Below are 21134 nucleotides of genomic sequence, written 5' to 3'. Positions count from 1 at the left end.
CCTGGGGGGCCGAGGGCCGAGGGCCGAGCGCCGGGGCCGGACCGGCTAGACCAGGCGGACCGGCTTCTCGGGGCGTACGCCGACCTCCGCGAGCCAGTCCCGGAGCGGGCCGGGGTCCCGGTCCTCCACGAGCGACAGCACCGGTCCGGCGAGATCGGCCCGCCGCACCCCGGCGACCAGCAGGACCGGCCCGTCCAGCCAGTCCAGACCGGGCTCGCCTCCCGCGGAGTCGACCGCGGCGCAGCACACCAGCGCCACGACGTGGTCCGCCAGCAGGTCCCGGCCGCTGCGCGGAGCCTCCAGCGGGAACAGCGGCAGTGCGTCGGCCCCGCGTCCCGCGGCGGCGGTCAGGGCGGGCACGGCCTCCCGCGCCAGGTCACCGCTCAGCCGGCCCGCCAGGGCGTCGGCGTCGGCTTCGGCGAGGTGGGTCAGCACCCGCTCGACCGTGGAGGCGGCGGGTCCGGGAGACGCCGACAGGGCGTCCAGGGCGGCCAGCAGGCGGGCCGCCTCCGTGCGCCACTTGCGGTCGACGACCTCCTCCGGATAGGCCGCCCAGTCCACCGGCGACCAGTCCGGTCCCGCCTCGGCGGGGCCGCCGTGGAACAGCCGCGCGGCCAGCAGCGAGGCGGCCTCGTCCACCGCGCCCGGCTGGTCCAGCAGATCGCACGCCGGGCGCTCGCCGAGGCGGGAGGTGAACCCGTCGGCCAGCCGGTCGCGCCGGGACAGCTCGGTCAGTGCGGAGACGACCCCCGCGTCCAGGTGCGCGGGCCAGCGGCCCATCCGCCAGGCGGGCAGGGCGACACGGGTCAGCAGCCGGTCCCAGCCGGCGTACGCCAGCCCGACCTGCTCCTGGGCGGCGATGCGCAGCGCGTAGTCCACACCCTGTGCGCGGTCCGAGGCGGCGGCGGCGACCCCGCGCTCCATCTCGGCGGCGTCCACCCGGCACAGCCGCAGCAGCAGCCGGGCGGGGGCGGCGATCCAGCCGAGGAAGCGCCGGCCGCCCACGTCCAGGGCGGCGTCCAGGCCCCGTACGAATCCGCGCGCGTCGGCTATGTCCGGGTGCGCGGAGGGTCCCGTACCGGCGACGACGGGCGCGAGGACGGCGCGGAGCTCCGCGACCCGCATCCACCACAGGAACGGCGAGCCGATCACCAGCACGGGGGCCGCGCCGGGCTCGGACTCCGGGCCGCCGGCTCCACCGGATATGTGCGCCCGGCCGCGGGCACGGCGGTGCGCCGGGTGCGTGCGGTCCTCCAGCCAGCTGTCGCAGTCGGGGGTCAGGGCTATCGCGGAGGGCGCCGGAACGTCCATCCGGTCCGCCAGGTCGCGCACGAGCCGGTAGAGATCGGGGGCGGCGGCTTCCGACAGCGGAACGGTCGGGGTCATGGCGGGGCTCGCCCGCAGCACGACGGCGGCGAAGATCCCGCCGACGAGCAGGACGAACGCGGCGACGGCGCACACGGCGAGGGTCACGGCGGGCCAGGGGTCACCGGCGAGCCGGCCCGTCGAACGGGCGCTCACCAGCACCACGGCCACGGCGGCGGGCAGCAGCCCGACGGCCAGTGCCCTGCTGCGCACACGCAGCACGGCCAAGGCACGGGAACGCGCGGACGGCGTACCCACTTCAGCGATCGAACCTGTTCCGGACACGGCCGGACCTCACCCCCTTTGCCATGCGGCGGCGTTGCTCACTCCCCCACTGTGACACCAGCCACTGACATCGCAATGCCGGTGGGCCATGTGCCGGAAATGAGTGCCGGAATGCTTGCGCCGCACCCTAGTTGGGGCGCGGGCGAACGTCAGGCAGACGGGGTGACGATCACCCGATGGAATGGCTTTGGGTAAAGCTGGGTGCGTTCGAACGCGGCTGGATGCACTCGTACGCGAGCATGCGCGCGGGCCCGGCCGCACCGAGTGCGCACCGGGCCCGCTTGCGTGGAATCGCGCCGAACGCCGCCGGTCAGCGGGATTCGGCCGCCTTGGCCGCAATGTCCGTGCGGTACTGCGAGCCGTCGAGCCCGATCCGCGCGACGGCCTTATACGCCCTGTCCCGGGCCTGCGCCAGATCGGAACCGGTCGCCGTCACCGACAGCACGCGTCCGCCCGCGCTGACGACCTCGTCGCCCTCGGTACGGGTGCCCGCGTGCAGGACGTACGCGTACGGGGCGTCCTGCTCGGCCACCTCGGCCAGGCCCGTGATGGGGTCCCCGGTGCGCGGGGTCTCCGGGTAGTTGTGGGAGGCGATGACCACGGTGACGGCCGCGTCCTCGCGCCAGCTCAGCGGCGGCAGGGTGTCCAGGGTGCCGTTGGCGGAGTTCAGCAGCACGCCGGCGAGCGGGGTGCGCAGCCGGGCCAGGACCACCTGGGTCTCGGGGTCGCCGAAGCGGGCGTTGAACTCGATGACCCGTACGCCGCGCGAGGTGATCGCGAGGCCCGCGTAGAGCAGCCCGGAGAAGGGGGTGCCGCGGCGGCGCAGCTCGTCCACGGTCGGCTGCAGGACGGAGGCCATGACCTCGTCGACGAGCTTCGGGTCGGCCCAGGGGAGGGGGGAGTACGCGCCCATGCCGCCGGTGTTGGGACCCGCGTCCCCGTCGAGCGCGCGCTTGAAGTCCTGCGCGGGCTGGAGCGGGAGCACGGTGACGCCGTCGGTGATGGCGAAGAGGGAGACCTCGGGGCCGTCGAGGAACTCCTCGATGACCACCCGGTCGCAGCCCAGCGCGTGGGCGCGGGCGGCGGCCCGGTCGTCGGTGACCACGACGCCCTTGCCGGCGGCGAGCCCGTCGTCCTTGACCACGTACGGGGCGCCGAAGGCGTCGAGGGCCTCGTCCACCTCGTCCGGGGTGGTGCACACGTAGCTGCGGGCCGTCGGGACGCCGGCCGCGGCCATCACGTCCTTGGCGAAGGCCTTGGAGCCCTCCAGCTGCGCGGCTTCGCCGGACGGGCCGAAGACGGGGATGCCGGCCGCGCGCACGGCGTCGGCGACACCGGCGACGAGCGGGGCCTCCGGGCCGACGACGACCAGGTCGGCGCGGAGCTCGGTGGCCAGGCGGGCGACGGCTTCGCCGTCGAGCGGGTCGACGGGGCGGAGCTCGGCCACCTCGGCGATGCCGGCGTTGCCGGGAGCGCAGTACAGCGCGTTGACGTCGGAATCGAGGGACAGAGAGCGGCACAGGGCATGTTCGCGGGCGCCGCCGCCGATGACGAGGACCTTCACGCCATGAAGACTAGCCCGGGTTCCCGGGCGGGCTTCGTGCGGGCACCCAAGTCGGACCCCCTAGTCGTTCGTGTATTCCTCCACAACGGTGGCTCCGAGCTCGCGCACGATCAGGTCGTGTCCGCTCAGTGCGGTGTCGACGAGGTCCGGGTCGTCGGCCTCCGCGACGTCGTCCTCGGGGGCGACCGGCGGGGGTGCCTGGTGGCTGGGCGGCTGGTGCTGCTGGGACTGCTGCTGGTACGACTGCTGCGGCTGCTGGGATTGCTGTGACTGCTGCGGCGGCTGCTGCTGGTACGACTGCTGGGGCTGCTGCGCCTGCTGGGACTGCTGGTACGACTGCTGCGGGGCCTGCTGGGCCGGCGGCTGGTGGTGGGCGGGCGCGGGCGGAGCCCCGTAGGAGGACGCGGACACGGGTGCCATGGGCTGGGCTCCGCCGCCGACCACGGCCTCGATCTTCCAGGTGACCTGGAACTGCTCGGCGAGCACCGCCTTGAGGACGTCCTCGCTGCCGCTGCTCGCGAAGTTGTCGCGGGCGCCTGCGTTGGGGAAGCCCAGCTGGAGGGTGGTGCCGTCGAATCCGGCGACCTGGGCGTTCTGGCTCAGCAGGATCCAGGTGAAGCGGCGGCGGTTCTTGACGGCGTCCAGGACGGCCGGCCACATCGCCTGGATCTGCCCGGCGCCCGCGGCCATACCGGGGTCGGGGGCAGCGGCGGCCGCCGGAGCGGAGCCCTGGCCGCCCTGGGCCGGGGCGGCCGGGGGAGCGGCCGGGGCCGCCGGGGCGCCGGGGGTGGCCGCGCCGGGCCAGGCACCCGCGACGGGGGCGGCGGCCGGGGCCGGGGCGGGAGCCCCGGGGGTCGCGGCGCCGGGCCACGCACCGGGGGCGCCGCCACCGGGCTGCGCGGCGCCGGGCCAGGCGCCGGGGGCGGCGGCCGGGGCCGGAGCCGCGGCGGGGACGGGGGCGGCGGCGGGGGCGGCGGGCTCGGGCGGAGCCACGGGGGCCGGTGCCTGCTGCGCGGGAGCCTGGTGCGCCGGGGCCGGCTGCGCGGGGGGCCGTACCGCCGCGGGGGCCATGGCGTGGGCCTCCGGCCCGGGTACGTAGCCCATGGCGGGGGCGGCCGGGGCCGCGGCGAAGGCGGCCGCGGCGGCCGAGGCCGCGCCTCCGCGCTCCAGCCGGTCGAGCCGCGCCTGCACGGAACGCTCGTCGTCGAAGGCGGCGGGCAGCAGCACGCGGGCGCAGATCAGCTCCAGCTGCAGCCGCGGCGAGGTGGCTCCGCGCATCTCCGTGAGCCCCGTGTTGACGAGGTCGGCGGCGCGGGACAGCTCGGCGGCCCCGAACACGGAGGCCTGGGCCTGCATCCGCTCGACCACGTCGTTCGGGGCGTCGATGAGCCCCTTCTCCCGGGCGTCGGGCACGGCGGCCAGGATCACCAGGTCGCGCAGCCGCTCCAGCAGGTCGGCGACGAAGCGGCGCGGGTCGTTGCCGCCCTCCACCACCCGGTCCACGATCTCGAACGCGGCGGCCCCGTCCCCGGCGGCGAACGCGTCCACGACGGCGTCCAGCAGCGTCCCGTCGGTGTACCCGAGGAGCGAGGTGGCCATGGCGTACGTCACACCCTGATCGGTGGCGCCGGCCAGGAGCTGGTCCATGACGGACATGGAGTCACGGACGGATCCGGCGCCGGCGCGCACGACGAGCGGCAGCACGCCCTCCTCGACGTGGGCGCCCTCGCGGCCGCAGACGTCGCCGAGGTAGTCCCGCAGGGTGCCGGGGGGCACGAGCCGGAAGGGGTAGTGGTGGGTCCGGGACCGGATGGTCCCGATGACCTTCTCGGGCTCGGTCGTGGCGAAGATGAACTTGAGGTGCTCCGGCGGCTCCTCGACCACCTTCAGCAGGGCGTTGAAGCCCGCCGGGGTGACCATGTGCGCCTCGTCGATGATGTAGATCTTGTACCGGCTGGAGGCGGGGCCGAAGAAGGCCTTCTCGCGCAGGTCACGGGCGTCGTCCACACCACCGTGCGAAGCGGCGTCGATCTCGATGACGTCGATGGACCCCGGTCCGTTGCGCGCCAGGTCCCGGCAGGACTGGCACTCGCCGCAGGGCGTGGGCGTGGGGCCCTGCTCACAGTTCAGGCAGCGGGCGAGGATGCGCGCGCTGGTGGTCTTGCCACAGCCTCGCGGCCCGCTGAACAGGTACGCGTGATTGACCCGGTTGTTGCGCAGGGCCTGCATCAGCGGGTCAGTGACATGCTCCTGCCCGATGACCTCGGCGAACGACTCGGGGCGGTAGCGGCGGTACAGCGCAAGGGACGACACGTATACGAGGTTATCCGGGCCCACCGACAACGGTGGCCCGCAGACCCGCCGGGTCCGCCGAGGGGGCGCCATGGAGCGCTGCGGGGCGCCGGAGGACGCCGTGGAGCGCCGGAGGGCGCCGGAGTGCGGCAGAGCGGCCCGGCCGGCCCGACCCGTCCCGGAACGCAAAGCGCCCCCCACGCACCCACCAGAGCTCACTTACCCTTGCTGCCTTCCGGCCCTGGGGGAGTTGGGTGAGATAGCGCCACGTGAGGGGCTGGGCCCCACCCTAGCGGATGGAAGCCCCCGGAATCGACCCGCACCCCGACCCGGACCCCGCCGCGGACCCGACCCGGCCCCCGCCCCGGTCCTCCCGACGATCACGTTCGCGAGCACCCCTCAACGTCTTGTATTGTTTGCCCCGGAGGATTCGCCTAGTGGCCTAGGGCGCACGCTTGGAAAGCGTGTTGGGGGCAACCCCTCACGAGTTCGAATCTCGTATCCTCCGCCATTGCTCTCACCGGGCAATACGTCGAAGAGCCCCACCGCTTGCGGTGGGGCTCTTTGCGTGCGCCGCCCCGTGGGTTCCGTTGCCGCCGACGGGACGGGGTTCGATCCCTGGGCGCTCCAGGTCCTCGACGTCCGCGCCGACCGGGTCACCGGCATCAGCTTCTTCCGCGACACCGGGCGGCTGTTCCCGCTTTTCGGGCTGCCCGCCCGCGTGGACGGATAGGAATCACCTGGTGCGTGCCGGCCGGGCCGCCCGCGGCCGGCCGGGCCGGTGCCGCTCCCTTCCCACAGGCGAGGAACTGCATGGTCGTCCACAGCGTGGTCCCGCTCGGCGCCGAGGCTCCCCGTGTCCACGGGCGGGTCTGGTACGCCTCGTACGGCTCCAACATGCACATGGACCGGCTGGCGGCCTACATCGCCGGAGGGACGCCGCCCGGCGCGGCGCGCTCGTATCCCGGCTGCCGGGACCGCCGGGCGCCGGAGCGGTCGATCGGCGTGCAGCTCGCCGGCTGCCTCTACTTCGCCACCGAGTCCCCGGTGTGGACGGGTGGGAGGGGCTTCTACGATCCGACGGCGCCGGGCCGCCTGCTGGGGCGCGCCCACCTCGTGACGGTGGGCCAGGTGTCGGACATCGCCGCGCAGGAGATGTACCGGGAACCGGGAGCGGACCTCGACCTCGGCACGGTGCTGCGCGAAGGCCGTGACGCGTCGGGCCCCGGCCGGTACGAGACCCTGGTCTGCCCGGGGACGGTCGAGGGCATCCCCGTGCTGACGTTCACCGCCCCGTGGTCCCTCCGGGACGTCGAGCCGCGCGTGCCGTCCGCCGCGTACCTGCGGTACCTGGCGGGCGGGCTGCTGGAGTCGGGGCCGTGGGGGGAGCGGGAGATCGCCGACTACCTGGCCGGCTGCCCGGGCGCGGCCGGGCACTGGACCGCGGCACAGGTGCTCGGCCTGCTGTTCGCGGCGCGGCCCGGCGCGGACGCCGACGGCCGTCCGCCGGGGGCCCGGTGGGGAGTCGGCGGGCCCCCGCACTAGCGTGGCGCCATGGACACGGCACAGGGTTTCGAGGAGCACCGGCCGCGGCTCTTCTCGCTGGCGTACCGGATGCTCGGCTCGGCCGCCGAGGCCGAGGACGCCGTGCAGGACGCGTACCTGCGCTGGCACGGGACCGAGCCCGGCCAGGTGGCGGCGCCGGGGCCGTGGCTGTCCAAGGTGGTCACCAACCTGTGCCTGAACCGGCTCACCTCCGCCCGGGTGCGGCGCGAGGAGTACTTCGGGCCCTGGATCCCGGAGCCGGTGGAGACCGGTGCCGGGGTGCTGGGGCCGATGGAGACGGCGGAGCAGCGGGACTCGGTGTCGTTCGCCGTGCTGACGATGATGGAGCGGCTGTCGCCGCCCGAGCGGGCCGCCGTAGTGCTGCGCGACGCCTTCGGCTACAGCCACCGGGACATCGCGGGCGTGCTGGACTGCACCGAGGCGAACGCCCGCCAGCTCCACCGCCGGGCCAGGCAGCACCTGGCCGACGGCCGGCCCCGGTTCAGCAGCTCGCGGGAGCAGGACGACGAGCTGCTCGCCCGCTTCCTGGCCGCCGCGTCCGAGGGTGCGATGGACCGGCTGGAGCAGCTGCTCTCCGAGCAGGTGGTCGTCTGGTCGGACGGCGGCGGCAAGGCGAGCGCCTCGACCCGGCCTGTGGCCGGGCGGGACAATGCGGCCCGGTTCCTGGCCGGGCTCTTCGCCCGGTGGGTCGACGCCGCGCGGATCTCCTTCGCCGAGGTCAACGGCGTTCCGGCGGTGGTCGGCTGGGCGGACGGCGAACTCACCGCGTTCGGGGCCCTGGAGCTCGGCGAGGGCGGGATCACCGGCGTCCGGCTCGTCCTGAACCCGGACAAACTCGCCTTCCTGGCGACTCAGCTCCGAAAGCTGTCACAGAACGGCTGACCCGTCGGTTCTTCCCCGGTGACGGCGGCCGCGGCGGCCGCGGCGGCGGCTTCGGCCGGGAAGGCTGGGACTGATGGAGAACGACACGATCATGGTGACCGGTGCGACGGGCATGCTCGGCCGCGAGGTGCTGGAGCGGGTCCGGCGCACCGGCCGTCCGGTCCGTGCGCTGACGCGCCGGACCGCCCTGCCGGAGGACCCCGGGGTGGACTGGTGCACCGGAGACCTGACCACCGGCGCCGGGCTCGACGCGGCGCTCGCGGGCGTCGTCACGGTCATCCACTGCGCGAGCGACATCCGGCACCACAAGAACGACCTCCCGGGCCTGCGGCACCTGGTGGAGGCCGGGAAGCGGGCCGGCGTCGAGCACGTCGTCAACATCTCGATCGTCGGTGTCGACCGGATCCCCTACCCCTACTACCGGGTCAAGCTGGAGGGAGAGCGGCTGCTCGCCGGCTCGGGGATCGGCTGGACCACCCTGCGGGCCACCCAGTTCCCGGGGCTGCTCGACCTCGCCCTCGGCGCCCTGTCCAAGCTCCCGGTGGTCCTCGTACCGTCCGGCACCGACTGCCAGCCGGTCGACGCGGGCGAGGTGGCGGACCGGCTGGTCGAGCTGGCCCTCGGCGCCCCGGCCGGCCGGGTGCCCGACGTCGCCGGACCGGCCGTGCACCCCGCCGGCCGGCTCGCCCGCGACTGGCTGCGTGCCGCCGGCAAGCGCCGCGCCGTGCTGCCCGTCCGGATCCCCGGAAAGGTCGGGGCCGCCTGGCGGGCCGGCCACCTGACCGCCCCCGCGAACGCGGTCGGGGTGCGCACCTGGGAGCAGTACCTCGCCGAGCGGGTCGCCGCCCGCTGACCCGCCGCGGCCCGGGTTGCTGGACGTGCGGGGGGACATACCCGCACATACCGTTGCCCGAGACGGCCGAGGAGGCACGGGAGGCACCGGAGGAGGCAGGGATGGACTGGCTCAGGAAGGAGATCTTCCAGCCCTATCCCGAGCTGCTGATCTTCCTGACCATCGCCGTCGGCTTCCTGCTCGGCCGCGTCCGGTACAAATCCATCGCGCTGGGCGCCGTCACCGGCTGCCTCGTCGCCGGCCTGGTCATCGGCTCCCAGGCCAAGGTCGAGATCGACGGTCCGATCAAGTCCGTCTTCTTCCTCATGTTCCTCTTCGCCCTCGGCTACGACGTCGGCCCGCAGTTCTTCCGCGCCCTGCGCAAGGACGGCCTCCCCCAGGTCGTCCTCGCCCTCATCGTCTGCGTCACCGGACTCGCCGCCGCCTGGGCCTGCGCCACCCTCGCCGGTTACGGGACCGGCCTCTCCGCCGGTCTGCTCGGCGGCGGCCTCACCCAGTCGGCCGTCATCGGCGTCGGCTCCGACGCCATCGCCCACCTGCCCGGCGTCAGCGCCGCCGAGGCCCGGGACCAGTCGCATCTGATCGCCGTCGCCTACGCGGTCACGTACCCCCTCGGTACGGTCCTGCCCGCGCTGCTCCTCGCCGGGATCCTGCCCCGCCTGCTGCGCCGCGACCTGGCGGAGGAGAGCGTCGTGCTCGCCGCCGACCTGGAGGCCGCCGAGGACGACCCCGACGCCGGGGAGGGCTACTACAAGCACGTGCTGCGCGCGTACGCCGTCGACGTGGCGGCCTTCGCCGGGCGCACGATCGGGGACTTCGAGGCGGAGCAGAAGGCCGCGGGGCGGCGGCTCTACATCACCCGGCTGCGCCGCGCCGGGGAGATCCTGGAGCACACGCCCAGCACCCGGGTGGAGCTGGGCGACATCCTGGCCGTCAGCGCGGTCCGCGGCGACCTCGTCGCGTACGACGCGCGCACGCACATCGGGATGGAGACGGACGACTTCGAACTGCTCGCCTACCGCACCGAATCCCTCCACGTGGTCATCACCGACCGCAACCTCAGCGGCCGCACCATCCGCACCCTGCGCCACGAGGAGTTCATGCCGGGCGTCTTCGTCGAAGGGCACTGGCGGGCCGGCGCCGACCTGCGGGTGCGGCTCGACAGCACCGTGGAGCGGGGCGACACCCTGGTCCTCACGGGGCCGCGCAACCGGGTGGACGCGGCCGCGGCGGTGCTGGGCAAGCCGGTGCCGACCAGCTTCGCGACGGACATGGTGTGGATCGCGCTCGGGCTCTTCCTCGGCGGCTGCCTCGGCATCCCGGCGCTGCACGCGGCCGGCGCGCCGCTGTCGCTGTCCACCTCCACCGGGGCGCTGCTGATGGGGCTGGTCTTCGGCTGGATCCGGAGCAAGTACCCGACCTACGGGAACCTGCCGTCGGCGGCGCAGTGGCTGATGGGCACGCTCGGGCTGTGCGTGTTCGTCACGGTCGTCGGCCTCAACGCCGGCCCGAGCTTCGTCCCGGGCCTGCGCGAAGCCGGCTGGCCGCTGCTGCTCTGGGGCGCCGCCGTGACGACCGTGCCGCTGCTGGCCGGATTCGCCTACGGGCACTTCGTGCAGCGCCTGCCCCTGCCGATCCTGCTCGGCGCCCTGGCCGGGGCCCAGACCACCACGGCCGCGCTGGGCGCCCTGACGGAACGCGCGCGCAGCCAGATCCCGGCCCTGGGGACGACGGTCCCGTACGCCCTGGGCAACGTCCTGCTGACGATGTGGGGGTCGGTGATCGTGCTGCTGCGGCGGTGAGGGTTTCCGCCACGCCACCCTCCCTCGGCAGGCACACTCGGAGACGTCGACCGCATCCCCGCCACGGTGAAGGAGGTGGCACGTGAGCCGGACCGTCATCGACCTCGACGACGAACTGCTCGCCGGCGCCGCACGAGCACTCGGCACGAGCACCGCGCAGGACACCGGCAGAGGGACCCGTCGGTGGTGAGCCGCCCCGTGGACGACCCGGTGTTCCTGGTGCCCGCGCAGCGCACCACGACCGCCGGGCTGCTCGCCGGGGCGGCCGGGCGGCGGGGGATGGAGGTGCGGGGGCTCGACGAGGGTGCCGGGGGGCTGGCCGGGCGCCGGGTGCACTGGTGCGGCGGGCCCGCGGCCGGGGCGCGGGTGGCCGGGGCGCTCGCGATCGGGCTGCTCGAGCCGCCGGACGGCTGGCTGGCCGGGCTGCCGGAGTGGGCCACCGGGCGCGGGATCCGGCTGACGAGCCTGGGCGAGGCCCGGGAGACCCTGCGCGAGCCGGCCTTCGTGAAACCGCCGCGCGAGAAGTCCTTCCCCGCCGCCGTGTACGCGGACGGCGCCGCGCTGCCCGAACTGCCGCCGGACACCCCGGTGCTGGTCTCCGGGGTGGTGGACTTCGCCGCCGAGTACCGGCTGTTCCTGCTGGACGGGGAGATCGCCGCCGGGAGCCGCTACGCCGTGCACGGGCGGCTGGACCCCGCCGCGCTGGACGAGGATCCGCGGGCCGGGGAGGTACGCGCCTTCGCGGCCCGGCTGCTCGCGGTGGCGGGTGCGGCCCTGCCGAGCGCCGTGACCGTCGACATCGGCTTCGCGGGCGGGACCGTGGTGGCCGTGGAGGCCAACATGGCGTGGTTCTCGAACTGTTACGCCGCCGATCCGGAGCGCGTCCTCGACGTGGTGCTGCGCTCGGCCGGCCCCCGGAACCTGGTCACGGAGGCCGACCTCGGGTTTCTGACGGCCTAGCCGTGGGGGATCAGGGCGACCGGGCTGTGGGCGTGGTGGGCGGCCGCGTGGTCCGTGGGGCCCATGCCGTGGAGGGGGCGGTGGTGGCGGCGGCCTACGACCAGGAGGTCGGCCCCGTCGGACTCCTCGAGGAGGAGCTTCGCCGGGTCGCCGGGGCGGGTCACGCAGGTGGCCGCCACCCGCGGGTGGCGCGCGCCGGCCGCGGCCACCGCCGCTTCGAGGGGCTCCGGGTCCGCCGGGCCCGAGGGCACCGCGTGCACCGCGCGCAGCGGGAGGGCGTGCCGGGCCGCCCAGGCGTACGCGAAGTCGAGCACCGCGCCGTGGTCGCCCGCCGGGTCCACCCCGACCACGACCCCGCGTCCGTGGGGTGCGCGCGCGACGGGCTCCCGTACCAGGACGACCGGCACCTGGGCGTGCCCCGCGACGTGCAGCGCGGTGGAGCCGAGCTGCGGCACCACGTGCCGGTCCTCGCCGCTCGCGCCGAGCACGATCAGCCCGGCCTTCGTCTCGGCGGCCGCGCGGGGGATCTCGTTGCCGGGTCCGCCCTCGGCGGTGGCCGTCTCGACGGTCAGGCCCGGGTGGGTGGCGCGGAGTTCCTCGGCGAGGGCCGACAGCGCGGTCCGCGCCGCGTGCTCGCTCGCGCCGAGCACGGGCTGGAACTCCATGGAGATCGGCTGCACGGTCGGCCAGGCCTGGCCGACGTGCAGGAGCCGCAGCGGCGCCCCGGCCGTCAGGGCCTCACGGGCGGCCCACCGGGCGGCGGCGAGACTGCGCGGCGACCCGTCGAACCCGGCGAGGACGGGGAGCGCGGGGAGCCCCGGCGGAGTGGTCGGGGTGGGCGGGGTGGTCGGTTCAGGCTGGGCGGACGGGACGGACATCGGCGGCACCCTCTTTCGCATTTCCGGTCGCTCCTACGACGCTACGCTCATTGCCCCCTTTGCCCCGTGAGGTGACGTTTGCTCCTGATCGGAGCGGCCCGCCGGGGCCGGGCGCGCCACTAGGCTGCGCGCGTGCCTTCGTACTCGATGGGGCAGGCCGCCGGCCTGCTGTGCGTGAGCCCCGAAACCGTCCGCCGATGGGCCGACGGGGGGCGTCTGCCCGCCCTCCGGGCGCCCGACGGGGCGCGGACCGTCGACGGGGTGGCCCTGGCCGCCTTCGCCAAGGAGCGGGCCGCCGGACTGCATCCGGTGCCGCGGAAGGCGGCCGCCACCTCCGTGCGCAACTCCTTCGCCGGGATCGTCACCGCCGTCCGGGTCGACGAGGTCGCGGCCCTGGTCGAGATCCAGTCGGGCCCGCACCGCCTGGTCTCCGTGGTGACCCGGGAGTCGGTCGAGGAGCTCGGCATAGCGGTCGGGGTCACCGTGACGGCCCGGGTGAAGTCCACGGACGTGCACATCGACCTGGCCTTCTAGTCCGCCGTCCTGCTCACGGCCTAGCAGCGCAGCGCCGCGTACAGGTCCAGCTTGTGGTCGAGGCGGGACAGGTCGCGGCCGGTCAGGGCCTCCACGCGCTCGATCCGGTAGTGGACCGTGTTCACGTGCAGGTGCAGTGCCTCCGCCGTCCGCGTCCACGAGCAGTTGTTCGCGAGGAACACCTCCAGGGTCTCCCTCAGCATCCCGTCCCCGAGCGAGCCCAGCGTCCGCGCGCCGAACACCCCCCGGACCTCCGGCGGGACGCCCGACAGCAGTTCGGCCAGGGTGTCCAGCTGCTCGACCCCGCGGACCGCGACCTCCGCGTCCGCCGCCGTCAGCGCGAAGCGCGCCTGGCACAGTGACGCGCGTAGCCCCTCGGCCGAAGCCGTCCGCGCGCCCACGCCGAGCCGCAGGTCGGCCCCCGGTGCCGCGCACGCCTGGAGCAGCGGCCACACCGCGCGCAGCCGGTCGGCGACGGCATCGGCCGCACCGGCCCCCGCGGCATCGGCCGCGTCCGGGCACCCCTCCGGGCCCTCGTACAGCACCGCCCCGCCCGGGCCCGCCGCCCACCGGGCGCCCTCCAGGTGCTCCAGTGCCTCCGCCAGCGCGTCCCCGTCGGTGGCCGTCACCACGCGGTACGGGCCCCCCGCGGGCAGACCGGCCGCCTGGAGGGCTGCGCCGAGGAGGTCCGGTTCGGCCTCGGCCGCCACCAGGGCGAGCAACTCCCCCGCGGCGGCCCGCCGCGCGGCCGCCGGGCGGGCCCGGCCGTCGCGGTACTGCGCGAACACCTCGGCGATCTCGTGCAGCACCCGCGGCGGCGCCGCGTCCGCGTCCGGGACGTGCAGCAGCCAGGCGTCGTACGGGGAACCCTCGCTCTCGACCCCCAGCGAGACCCCGCCCTTGGCGGCGGAGGCGGCCCGCTGCGCCGGGATCGCGGGCGCCGAGGGGGTACGGGCCACCGTGCGGCCGCTCGCGGTCAGCAGGTAGCAGGGCAGCCGGCCCAGGTGCGCGCACGCCCGGTCCAGCAGCTCCGCCGGCCCGGCCCCGCCCTCCAGGAGCCGGCTGAGCTCGCTGCGCACGTTCTCGGGAAGCGCGAAGTGCCGGGTCGGGCGCCTGCTGAGGTCGCCCCACTGGCGCAGGTACACCGCTTCGGTGACGGCCCGGAAGCTGGTCTGCGCGGGGACCGCGACCAGCGGCATGCGGTGGGCGCGGCAGGCGGCGACGAGTTCCTCGGGCACCCCGCCGTGCGTCTCCTCGCCGGCCAGCAGCGCCCGTGCTCCGGCGTCGGCGAGTGCGGCGACGAACCGGTCGGTCCTGGCGGCGGCCGAGGCCCCCGGACGCCACCAGACGAGGCCGCTGAGCACGAGCTCCCCAGGGCCCAGGAACCGGCCAGGGTCCTCCAGGTCGGTGGCGGTCACCCCGCTGACCTCCTGGCCGAGAAGGGACTGCTCGCCCCACAGCAGGGTGAGGCCGAGGTTGTCGGTCTGGAGTAGGTCGAGGACGTGCATGGCGGGGACTCCTTGCGGCGGGTGGCAGCCCACAATCGCGAGGCGAATATGAGGCTTGCCATGGTAAATGCAAGGGCAACCATCCGAACAGCCTCTTGGATGATCCACCAGGGACACCCCGTCGGCCCTGGTGTTTTTCCGTGCCGGGGACCAGTCGTCCCGGAGCCCGGCCCGTTGTTTCACTGAAGCGGGCGGCGAGAACGGCGAGAAAACGACGGCGGACCGCAGCGGCCCGCGAGACGGCGGACGACGAGACGGCGACGGAAAGGTTGGCGGGAAATGGATCTCAATACGGTGCTCGACGTACGCGACGCACGCCGCCGCGAACCCTGGCGTCCGGGTGACGCCTGGCTCGGCGGCGGGACGTACCTCTTCTCCGAGCCCCAGCCCCACATCCGCCGCCTCGTCGACCTCTCCCGGATGGGCTGGCCGCCCCTGTCCTGGCAGCCCGACGGCTCCCTCGACATCGCCGCCACCTGCACCATCACCGAGCTGTCCCGCTTCGCCCGGACCCTGCCCACCACGGCCGCGCCGCTCTTCGAACAGTGCTGCCGGGCCTTCCTCGCCAGCTTCAAGATCTGGAACATGGCGACCGTCGGCGGCAACCTCTGCAACGGCCTCCCCGCCGGGCCGATGATCTCCCTCACGGCCGCCCTCGACGGAACCGTCCTCCTCCAGGGCCAGGACGGCTCCACCCGGCGCCTGCCCGTCACCGACTTCATCCTCGGAGCCGGCGTCAAGGACCTGCGCGACGGCGAGCTGCTGCGCTCGGTGCGGCTGCCCGCCCGCGCCCTGGATTCCCGTACGGCCTTCCGGCAGGCCTCCCTCTACGGACTCGGCCGCTCCGGCGCCCTCGTGACCGGCGCCCACGACCCCCAGGACGGCTCGCTCGCCGTCACGGTCTCCGCGGCCACCACCCGCCCCTTCCGCTTCTGGTTCGCGCTGCCGCCCACGGCGGCCGAACTGCGCCGGGCGATCGACGACACCGTCCGACCCGACGAGTGGTACGACGACATCCACGGACTGCCCGCCTGGCGGCGCCACATGGGCCTACGCCTGGCCGAGGAGGTCCGCCGCGAACTGACGGGCGACGACGCTCCGGAGGGACTGCGATGACCAGCAGCAGTAGCAACAGCCGCAGCAGCGACTACGCGATCGACATCAACGAGCAGCGTTTCACCGAGGAGCCCCGCGCCGGCCAGTGCCTGCGCACCTACCTGCGCGAGCGCGGCTGGTTCGGCGTGAAGAAGGGCTGCGACCAGGGAGACTGCGGCGCCTGCACGGTCCACGTCGACGGGCAGCCGGTCCACAGCTGCCTCTACCCGGCCGTCCGCGCCGAGGGCCGCTCCGTCACCACCGTCGAGGGACTCTGCTCGCCCGGCGGCGAACTCCACCCCGTCCAGCAGCAGTTCCTCGACGCCCAGGGCTTCCAGTGCGGCTTCTGCACCGCCGGGTTCCTGATGACCACCTCCGCCCTCCAGGCCGAGCGGGGCAGCGCCCACGACGACGGCAAGCTCGACGACCTCCCCCGCGCCTTCAAGGGCAACATCTGCCGCTGTACGGGGTACCGCGCCATCGAGGACGCCGTACGCGGCGTGAAGCACGTCGAAACCCCCGAGGCGGGCCAGGCCGTCGGCAAGTCCCTCGGCGCTCCGGCCGGCCCGCAGGTGGTCACGGGCACGGCCCGCTACACCTTCGACGTCAACGTCCCCGGCCTGCTCCACATGAAGCTGCTGCGCTCCCCGCACCCGCACGCCCGCATCGTCTCCATCGACACCGCCGACGCCCTCCAGGTCCCCGGCGTGCACGCGGTCCTCACCCACCACGACGCCCCCGACCACCTGTATTCCAGTGCCCGCCACGAGCACCCCACCGAGGACCCGATGGACACCCGTGTCCTGGACGACGTGGTCCGCTTCGTCGGGCAGCGCGTGGCGGCCGTCGTCGCCGACTCCGAGCAGGCCGCCGAGGAGGGCTGCCGCCGCGTGGTGGTCACGTACGAGGAACTCCCGCACGTCATCGACCCGGAGGAGGCGATGCTGCCCGGTGCGCCCGTCATCCATCCCAAGGGACCCGAGTCGGGCATCTTCCGCGCCGAGAACAACGTGTGCGGCGAGGTCCACAACACGCTCGGCGACATGGAGAAGGGGTACGCGGAGGCCGACGTCGTCTACGAGGAGACCTTCCAGACGCAGCGCGTGCAGCACGCCAGCCTGGAGACCCACGGCAGCGTCGCGTACTTCGAGCCGAAGGAGGAGGGTGACGGCGAGCGGATCACCGTCCGCTCCTCCACGCAGGCGCCGTTCCTGACCCGGCGGGCGCTGTGCGCCCTCTACGGCCTGAACGAGGACGAGGTCCGCGTCGTCGCGGGCCGCGTGGGCGGCGGGTTCGGCGGCAAGCAGGAGATGCTGACCGAGGACATCGTGGTCCTCGCCGCCCTGAAGCTGCGGCGCCCGGTGAAACTCGAATTCACCCGGGCCGAGCAGTTCTACGGTGCCACCACCCGCCACCCCTTCAAGATCACCATCAAGATCGGGGCCAAGGCCGACGGCACCCTGACCGCGCTGCGCATCCGCGTGCTCTCCAACACCGGCGCCTACGGGAACCACGGCCCGGCCGTCATGTTCCACAGCGTCGGCGAGTCCTTCGCGGTGTACAAGGCGCCGAACAAGGAAGTGGAGGCGTACTCCGTCTACACCAACGGCGTGCCCGCGGGCGCCTTCCGCGGCTACGGACTGGGCCAGGTCCTCTTCGCCCTCGAATCCGTCATGGACGAGCTCGCCATCCGGCTCGGCATGGACCCGCTCGAACTGCGCGAGAAGAACGTCATCGGCCCGGGCGACCACATGGTCACCCCGATCGGCCACGAGGAGGACCTCTTCATCGCCTCGTACGGCATGAAGCAGTGCATGGACGTCGTGCGCAAGGCCATCGCCGAGGACCGCAGCCACGAGGACGTCCCCGCGGGCTGGCTCACCGGCACGGGCACGGCCGTCGCGATGATCGCGACCGGCCCGCCCGGCGGCCACTACGCCGACGCCCGGATCAGCCTGCTGCGCGACGGCACGTACGACATCGCCGTGGGCACCGCGGAGTTCGGCAACGGCACCACCACCGTCCACAAGCAGATCACCGCCGGCGCACTGAACACCACGGTCGACCGGATCGCGGTGCGCCAGTCGGACACGGACGTGGTCCGCCACGACACGGGGGCCTTCGGCTCGGCCGGCACGGTGGTGGCGGGCAAGGCCGTGATGCTGGCCGCCGACTCCCTCGCGGAGCGCCTCAAGACCTTCGCGGCCCGCCACACCGGCGTGGCCCGGCACCTGTGCACGCTGGGCGCCGAGGCCTTCGACTGCGCGGGCCGGGTCGTCACCCTCAAGGAGCTGTACGAGGCCGCGTACGACAAGGGCAGGCTGGACGAGATCGCCGCCGACGGCCACTGGGGCGGCTCCCCGCGCTCGGTGGCCTTCAACGCCCAGTGGTTCCGCCTCGCGGTCGACCCGGACACGGGGGAGATGAAGATCCTGCGCAGCGTCCACGCGGCGGACGCCGGCAAGGTCATGAACCCGATGCAGTGCCGCGGCCAGGTCGAGGGCGGCGTGGCCCAGGCCCTGGGCGCCACCCTCTTCGAGACCGTACGGGTGGACGAGCGCGGGGAGGTCACCACGGCCGCCTTCCGCCGCTACCGCCTCCCGCAGTACGCGGACGTCCCGCGCACGGAGGTCCACTTCATGGAGACCTCCGACTCGATCGGCCCCCTCGGCGCCAAGTCCATGTCCGAGAGCCCCTTCAACCCGGTGGCCCCCGCCTTCGCCAACGCGCTGCGGGACGCGACGGGGATCCGTTTCACGGAGATGCCGGTGACGCGGGACGTGGTCTGGCAGAAGATGCACGCGGCGGGCGGCCGATCCTGATGCGTGCGTGATCTGCCAGGCAGATGTGACCAACTCCCGCATAGTTGCGGCTCATATCATGCCACCAACCTTGCAGATGAGGTTCCGCGGGACACGGCGCCGGGAATGAGTGACCCATGGCCAAACTCATGCTGCACGGAGACCTGGACCACCCGGCGACGCTCAGCGTCGCGGACCTGCGGGACTGGGCACAGCACCGTGCCGCGGTCACGTTCGACTGCGCGACGAACGGTCCGCAGCACCACGTGTTCGAGGGCCCGCTGCTCCGGGAGGTCATCTCGGACGCCGGCCCGGCCTTCGACGCCCGCCGCCGCAAGGACCGTTCGCGGTTCCTGCTCGCCGTGACGGGCGGGGACGGACACCATTCGATGCTGTCCTGGGCCGAGCTGGACGCCGACTTCGGCGCGAACCCGGTGCTGCTGGCGACCCGCCTCGACGGTGAGGACCTCGACGAGGCGGGTGCGCAGCTGGTGGTCCCGTCGGACCGGTGCGGGGCGCGCTACGTCAGCGCGGTCACGCACGTGTGGTTCGGCGCGCTGTCACCGCCGAGCCTGGGCCTGTAGGGGGTAGGCCACGGAGGGCACGTAGGGCGCGGAGGGCAGAGGGCGGGAAAAGAATTCTCGCGGTTCCTGTCACACCCGTGCGGCGGCGCGGGTCAGTGCGGTGAGGAACGAAAAAGCACCCACCAAGGAGCCCGCCATGCAGATCGCCGCCACCGTCGTCACCGTCCTCGCCGCCGCCATGTCGGGCTTCTCGGGCTACTCGCTCCTGCGCCGCGCCCCCTGGGTCGTGGAGGCCATGGAGCAGTACCGGGTCCCCCGGGCCTGGTGGACCCCGCTCGGCGCGGCCAAGGCCGCCGGAGCCCTGGGCCTGCTGGCCGGCCTGTTCGTCCCGGCCCTCGGCGTCGCCGCCGGCATCGGCCTGGTCCTCTACTACACCGGGGCCGTGATCACCGTGGTCCGGGCCCGGGCCTACGCCCACGTCCCCTTCCCGGTGATCTACGCGGCCCCGGTCGTCGCCGCCTTCGCCCTCGGCCTCGCCGCGTAGGGCTCCGCCGGACGAGGGCTCCGTCAGGCGCGGGGGTCCATCAGGCGAACTTCGGCATCTCGCCGACCGTCTTCGCCACGTCGATCACGGCGAAGGCGGCGCCCTGCGGGTCCGCCACCGCCGCGAAGCGGCCGAAGGGGCTGTCCATCGGGCCGAAGTGCAGCGTGCCGCCGTGGGCCCGGGTCTTCGCGACCGCCTCGTCGCAGTCCGGGACGGCGAAGTAGACCTGGACGTACGAGGGGATCTCCGGCGGGAAGTCGGTGCCCATGTTCATCCGGCCCAGCACCGGGTTCTCCGGGCCGCCCAGGCTGAAGACCTTGAAGTCCATCCCGGCCGCCTCGGGGTCGTCACCGAGGTCCATCTGCTGGGCCCCGTACGGGAAGACCTGCGGGAGGAACGCGTCCGGCTTGGCCACGTCGCGCGAGAAGAACTCGGCCCAGCAGTACGCGCCCGGCTCGCCCATCTTCTCGAAGCCCTTGTGGTCGCCCGGCTGCCAGACCCCGAAGACGGCGCCGCTCGGCTCCTGCGCGATGGCCATCGAGCCGAAGGAACCGACCTGCATCGGCTCCATCAGGACCTGTCCGCCGGCCGCCTTGATCTTCGCCGCGGTGGCCTCCGCGTCGGGCGAGGCGAGGTAGAGGCACCACTGCGACTGGCCCTCCGCCCCCGGCATCGGCGGCACCACGGCGGCGACGGCCTTGCCGTCGGAGTAGGCCTGCGTGTAGTTCCCGTACTCGCTGCTGGACTCCCCGAAGGTCCAGCCCAGCACGTCGGCGTAGAAGGTCTTCGCGCCCTCCAGATCGGAGAACATCGCGTCCACCCAGCAGGGCGCGCCTTCCGTGAACTCAGCCATGATCGATCGACTCCTGTGTCGTGTACGACGTGACCCGTCTCGGTACTCACGCTAGGCGCGGGGTCCGACAATCGCGCGGGGAGCACCCGCGCGCGGGACCCTGGAGTCATGAACGACAGCGACAGCAAGAACGGCAAGGACACGACCGTCACCATCCGGCTCGCCCAGCAGCCGGAGGCCGACGAGCTGCTGGGGCGCAGCCCGCTCGCCGCGCTGGTCGGGATGCTGCTGGACCAGCAGGTGCCCATGGAGTGGGCGTTCTCGGGGCCGTACACGATCGCCCGGCGCCTGGGCTCCGACGACCTGGACGCGCACGCGATCGCCGCCCACGACCCGGAGGCCTTCGCCGCGCTGCTCTCCGAGAAGCCGGCCGTGCACCGCTACCCGGGCGCGATGGCGAAGCGGGTGCAGCAGTTGTGCGCGTACCTGGTGGAGCACTACGAGGGGGACGCGGCGGCGGTGTGGGCCGACGCGGGGACCGGCGCCGAGCTGCTGGCGCGGCTGCGGGCGCTGCCCGGCTTCGGCGAGCAGAAGGCGCAGATCTTCCTGGCGCTGCTCGGCAAGCGGTTCGGGGTGCGGCCGCGCGGCTGGCGCGAGGCGGCCGGCGGGTACGGAGCGGCGAACGTCCACCGGTCGGCGGCCGACATCACCGGCCCGGAGTCGCTGGCCAAAGTACGGGCGCACAAGCAGGAGGCGAAGGCCGCCGCGAAGGCCACCGCGAAAGCCGGGCACGCCGAGAAGGCCGAGAAGGCCGCCACCAGCCGTACCGCCAAACGGAATTGACGGTTCGTGCGCGTTCCGCGCCCGTTGTCAGACCCTGCCCCTAAG

18 protein-coding genes, 1 tRNA gene, 1 other RNA gene and 1 pseudogene are annotated in these 21134 nt (G+C 74.1%); 14 read left to right on the top strand and 7 right to left on the bottom strand.

What is annotated here, in order from left to right:
* Nucleotides 1–45: 45 nt before the first annotated feature.
* The 4 genes from ACWCP2_RS03340 to ffs form a co-directional block, all read right to left on the bottom strand.
* The gene (locus ACWCP2_RS03340; protein ID WP_450906880.1) at nt 46–1650 is read right to left on the bottom strand and encodes a hypothetical protein; all 1605 of its coding nucleotides are present in this window, start codon (nt 1648–1650) and stop codon (nt 46–48) included.
* A 310-nt stretch (nt 1651–1960) separates the two neighbouring features.
* Entirely contained in the window at nt 1961–3214 is a 1254-nt protein-coding gene (gene purD, locus ACWCP2_RS03335; RefSeq protein ID WP_450906879.1) for a phosphoribosylamine--glycine ligase, read from the bottom strand.
* A gap of 60 nt (nt 3215–3274) precedes the next feature.
* Nucleotides 3275–5527, bottom strand: coding sequence for a DNA polymerase III subunit gamma and tau (locus ACWCP2_RS03330; protein ID WP_450906878.1), 2253 nt, complete (start codon nt 5525–5527; stop codon nt 3275–3277).
* A 162-nt stretch (nt 5528–5689) separates the two neighbouring features.
* An RNA gene (gene ffs / locus ACWCP2_RS03325) (signal recognition particle sRNA small type) lies at nt 5690–5788 on the bottom strand.
* Between the two features lie 141 nt (nt 5789–5929).
* Here ffs and ACWCP2_RS03320 point away from each other — a divergent pair.
* From ACWCP2_RS03320 to ACWCP2_RS03285, 8 genes and pseudogenes are all read left to right on the top strand, one after another.
* Nucleotides 5930–6017 (top strand) — tRNA-Ser (locus ACWCP2_RS03320).
* 57 nt (nt 6018–6074) lie between these two features.
* Nucleotides 6075–6239 carry a hypothetical protein gene (locus ACWCP2_RS03315; RefSeq protein WP_450906877.1) on the top strand — a complete coding sequence of 55 codons (165 nt, stop codon included), beginning with the start codon at nt 6075–6077 and terminating at the stop codon, nt 6237–6239.
* A gap of 80 nt (nt 6240–6319) precedes the next feature.
* Complete coding sequence (locus ACWCP2_RS03310; protein ID WP_450906876.1) at nt 6320–7051, top strand: histone deacetylase; 732 nt, start codon at nt 6320–6322, stop codon at nt 7049–7051.
* Nucleotides 7052–7060: 9 nt separating this feature from the next.
* Nucleotides 7061–7954, top strand: a complete 894-nt coding sequence (locus tag ACWCP2_RS03305) for an RNA polymerase sigma-70 factor (RefSeq protein ID WP_450906875.1) — start codon at nt 7061–7063, stop codon at nt 7952–7954.
* A gap of 73 nt (nt 7955–8027) precedes the next feature.
* Nucleotides 8028–8807 carry an SDR family oxidoreductase gene (locus tag ACWCP2_RS03300; protein WP_450906874.1) on the top strand — a complete coding sequence of 260 codons (780 nt, stop codon included), beginning with the start codon at nt 8028–8030 and terminating at the stop codon, nt 8805–8807.
* A gap of 101 nt (nt 8808–8908) precedes the next feature.
* Nucleotides 8909–10609, top strand: a complete 1701-nt coding sequence (gene aspT / locus ACWCP2_RS03295) for an aspartate-alanine antiporter (protein ID WP_450906873.1) — start codon at nt 8909–8911, stop codon at nt 10607–10609.
* Nucleotides 10610–10691: 82 nt separating this feature from the next.
* Nucleotides 10692–10775: pseudogene (locus ACWCP2_RS03290) on the top strand (type II toxin-antitoxin system VapB family antitoxin); the annotation flags it as partial.
* Nucleotides 10776–10795: 20 nt separating this feature from the next.
* Nucleotides 10796–11569 (top strand): ATP-grasp domain-containing protein, encoded by a 774-nt coding sequence (locus tag ACWCP2_RS03285; protein ID WP_450906872.1) that lies wholly within the window; start codon nt 10796–10798, stop codon nt 11567–11569.
* On the opposite strand, the gene ACWCP2_RS03280 is transcribed toward ACWCP2_RS03285, so the two are convergent.
* A complete protein-coding gene (locus ACWCP2_RS03280; RefSeq protein WP_450906871.1) occupies nt 11566–12447 on the bottom strand; it encodes a universal stress protein in 882 nt (293 codons plus the stop codon). The two genes, ACWCP2_RS03285 and ACWCP2_RS03280, sit on opposite strands and share 4 nt — an antisense overlap.
* Nucleotides 12448–12579: 132 nt before the next feature.
* Between ACWCP2_RS03280 and ACWCP2_RS03275 the strand changes: the two genes are divergently transcribed.
* Nucleotides 12580–12981, top strand: coding sequence for a TOBE domain-containing protein (locus ACWCP2_RS03275; protein ID WP_450906870.1), 402 nt, complete (start codon nt 12580–12582; stop codon nt 12979–12981).
* A 20-nt stretch (nt 12982–13001) separates the two neighbouring features.
* Here ACWCP2_RS03275 and ACWCP2_RS03270 read toward each other — a convergent pair whose 3' ends face one another.
* Entirely contained in the window at nt 13002–14489 is a 1488-nt protein-coding gene (locus ACWCP2_RS03270) for a helix-turn-helix domain-containing protein (protein WP_450906869.1), read from the bottom strand.
* Nucleotides 14490–14768: 279 nt separating this feature from the next.
* On the opposite strand from ACWCP2_RS03270, the gene ACWCP2_RS03265 reads away from it, so the two are divergent.
* The 4 genes from ACWCP2_RS03265 (at nt 14769) to ACWCP2_RS03250 (ending at nt 19453) form a co-directional block, all read left to right on the top strand.
* Nucleotides 14769–15605, top strand: a complete 837-nt coding sequence (locus tag ACWCP2_RS03265) for an FAD binding domain-containing protein (RefSeq protein WP_450906868.1) — start codon at nt 14769–14771, stop codon at nt 15603–15605.
* Entirely contained in the window at nt 15602–18406 is a 2805-nt protein-coding gene (locus tag ACWCP2_RS03260) for a molybdopterin-dependent oxidoreductase (protein WP_450906867.1), read from the top strand. Before ACWCP2_RS03265 ends, ACWCP2_RS03260 begins: the two co-directional genes overlap by 4 nt.
* A gap of 116 nt (nt 18407–18522) precedes the next feature.
* Nucleotides 18523–18969, top strand: a complete 447-nt coding sequence (locus ACWCP2_RS03255; protein ID WP_450906866.1) for a molybdopterin-dependent oxidoreductase — start codon at nt 18523–18525, stop codon at nt 18967–18969.
* 136 nt (nt 18970–19105) lie between these two features.
* Nucleotides 19106–19453 carry a DoxX family protein gene (locus ACWCP2_RS03250; RefSeq protein ID WP_450906865.1) on the top strand — a complete coding sequence of 116 codons (348 nt, stop codon included), beginning with the start codon at nt 19106–19108 and terminating at the stop codon, nt 19451–19453.
* 40 nt (nt 19454–19493) lie between these two features.
* Here the strand turns inward: ACWCP2_RS03250 and ACWCP2_RS03245 are convergent, their stop codons facing one another.
* A complete protein-coding gene (locus ACWCP2_RS03245; protein WP_450906864.1) occupies nt 19494–20306 on the bottom strand; it encodes a VOC family protein in 813 nt (270 codons plus the stop codon).
* A gap of 108 nt (nt 20307–20414) precedes the next feature.
* On the opposite strand from ACWCP2_RS03245, the gene ACWCP2_RS03240 reads away from it, so the two are divergent.
* Entirely contained in the window at nt 20415–21089 is a 675-nt protein-coding gene (locus ACWCP2_RS03240; protein WP_450906863.1) for an HhH-GPD-type base excision DNA repair protein, read from the top strand.
* The last annotated feature ends 45 nt before the right edge of the window (nt 21090–21134 follow it).

The organism is Streptomyces sp. NPDC002104 (assembly GCF_053593795.1).
The sequence above is the reverse complement of the archived record's forward strand: the minus strand, read 5'-3'. Positions and strand labels throughout refer to the sequence as shown.

What these genes read in the sequence shown, in the direction of transcription:
- ACWCP2_RS03280 (WP_450906871.1), bottom strand. Translation starts at nt 12,447, where the DNA reads ATGTCCGTCCCGTCCGCCCAGCCTGAACCGACCACCCCGCCCACCCCG.
- ACWCP2_RS03240 (WP_450906863.1), top strand. Translation starts at nt 20,415, where the DNA reads ATGAACGACAGCGACAGCAAGAACGGCAAGGACACGACCGTCACCATC.
- aspT (WP_450906873.1), top strand. Translation starts at nt 8,909, where the DNA reads ATGGACTGGCTCAGGAAGGAGATCTTCCAGCCCTATCCCGAGCTGCTG.
- ACWCP2_RS03270 (WP_450906869.1), bottom strand. Translation starts at nt 14,489, where the DNA reads ATGCACGTCCTCGACCTACTCCAGACCGACAACCTCGGCCTCACCCTG.
- ACWCP2_RS03305 (WP_450906875.1), top strand. Translation starts at nt 7,061, where the DNA reads ATGGACACGGCACAGGGTTTCGAGGAGCACCGGCCGCGGCTCTTCTCG.
- ACWCP2_RS03310 (WP_450906876.1), top strand. Translation starts at nt 6,320, where the DNA reads ATGGTCGTCCACAGCGTGGTCCCGCTCGGCGCCGAGGCTCCCCGTGTC.
- ACWCP2_RS03250 (WP_450906865.1), top strand. Translation starts at nt 19,106, where the DNA reads ATGCAGATCGCCGCCACCGTCGTCACCGTCCTCGCCGCCGCCATGTCG.
- ACWCP2_RS03255 (WP_450906866.1), top strand. Translation starts at nt 18,523, where the DNA reads ATGGCCAAACTCATGCTGCACGGAGACCTGGACCACCCGGCGACGCTC.
- ACWCP2_RS03300 (WP_450906874.1), top strand. Translation starts at nt 8,028, where the DNA reads ATGGAGAACGACACGATCATGGTGACCGGTGCGACGGGCATGCTCGGC.
- ACWCP2_RS03245 (WP_450906864.1), bottom strand. Translation starts at nt 20,306, where the DNA reads ATGGCTGAGTTCACGGAAGGCGCGCCCTGCTGGGTGGACGCGATGTTC.
- ACWCP2_RS03260 (WP_450906867.1), top strand. Translation starts at nt 15,602, where the DNA reads ATGACCAGCAGCAGTAGCAACAGCCGCAGCAGCGACTACGCGATCGAC.
- ACWCP2_RS03265 (WP_450906868.1), top strand. Translation starts at nt 14,769, where the DNA reads ATGGATCTCAATACGGTGCTCGACGTACGCGACGCACGCCGCCGCGAA.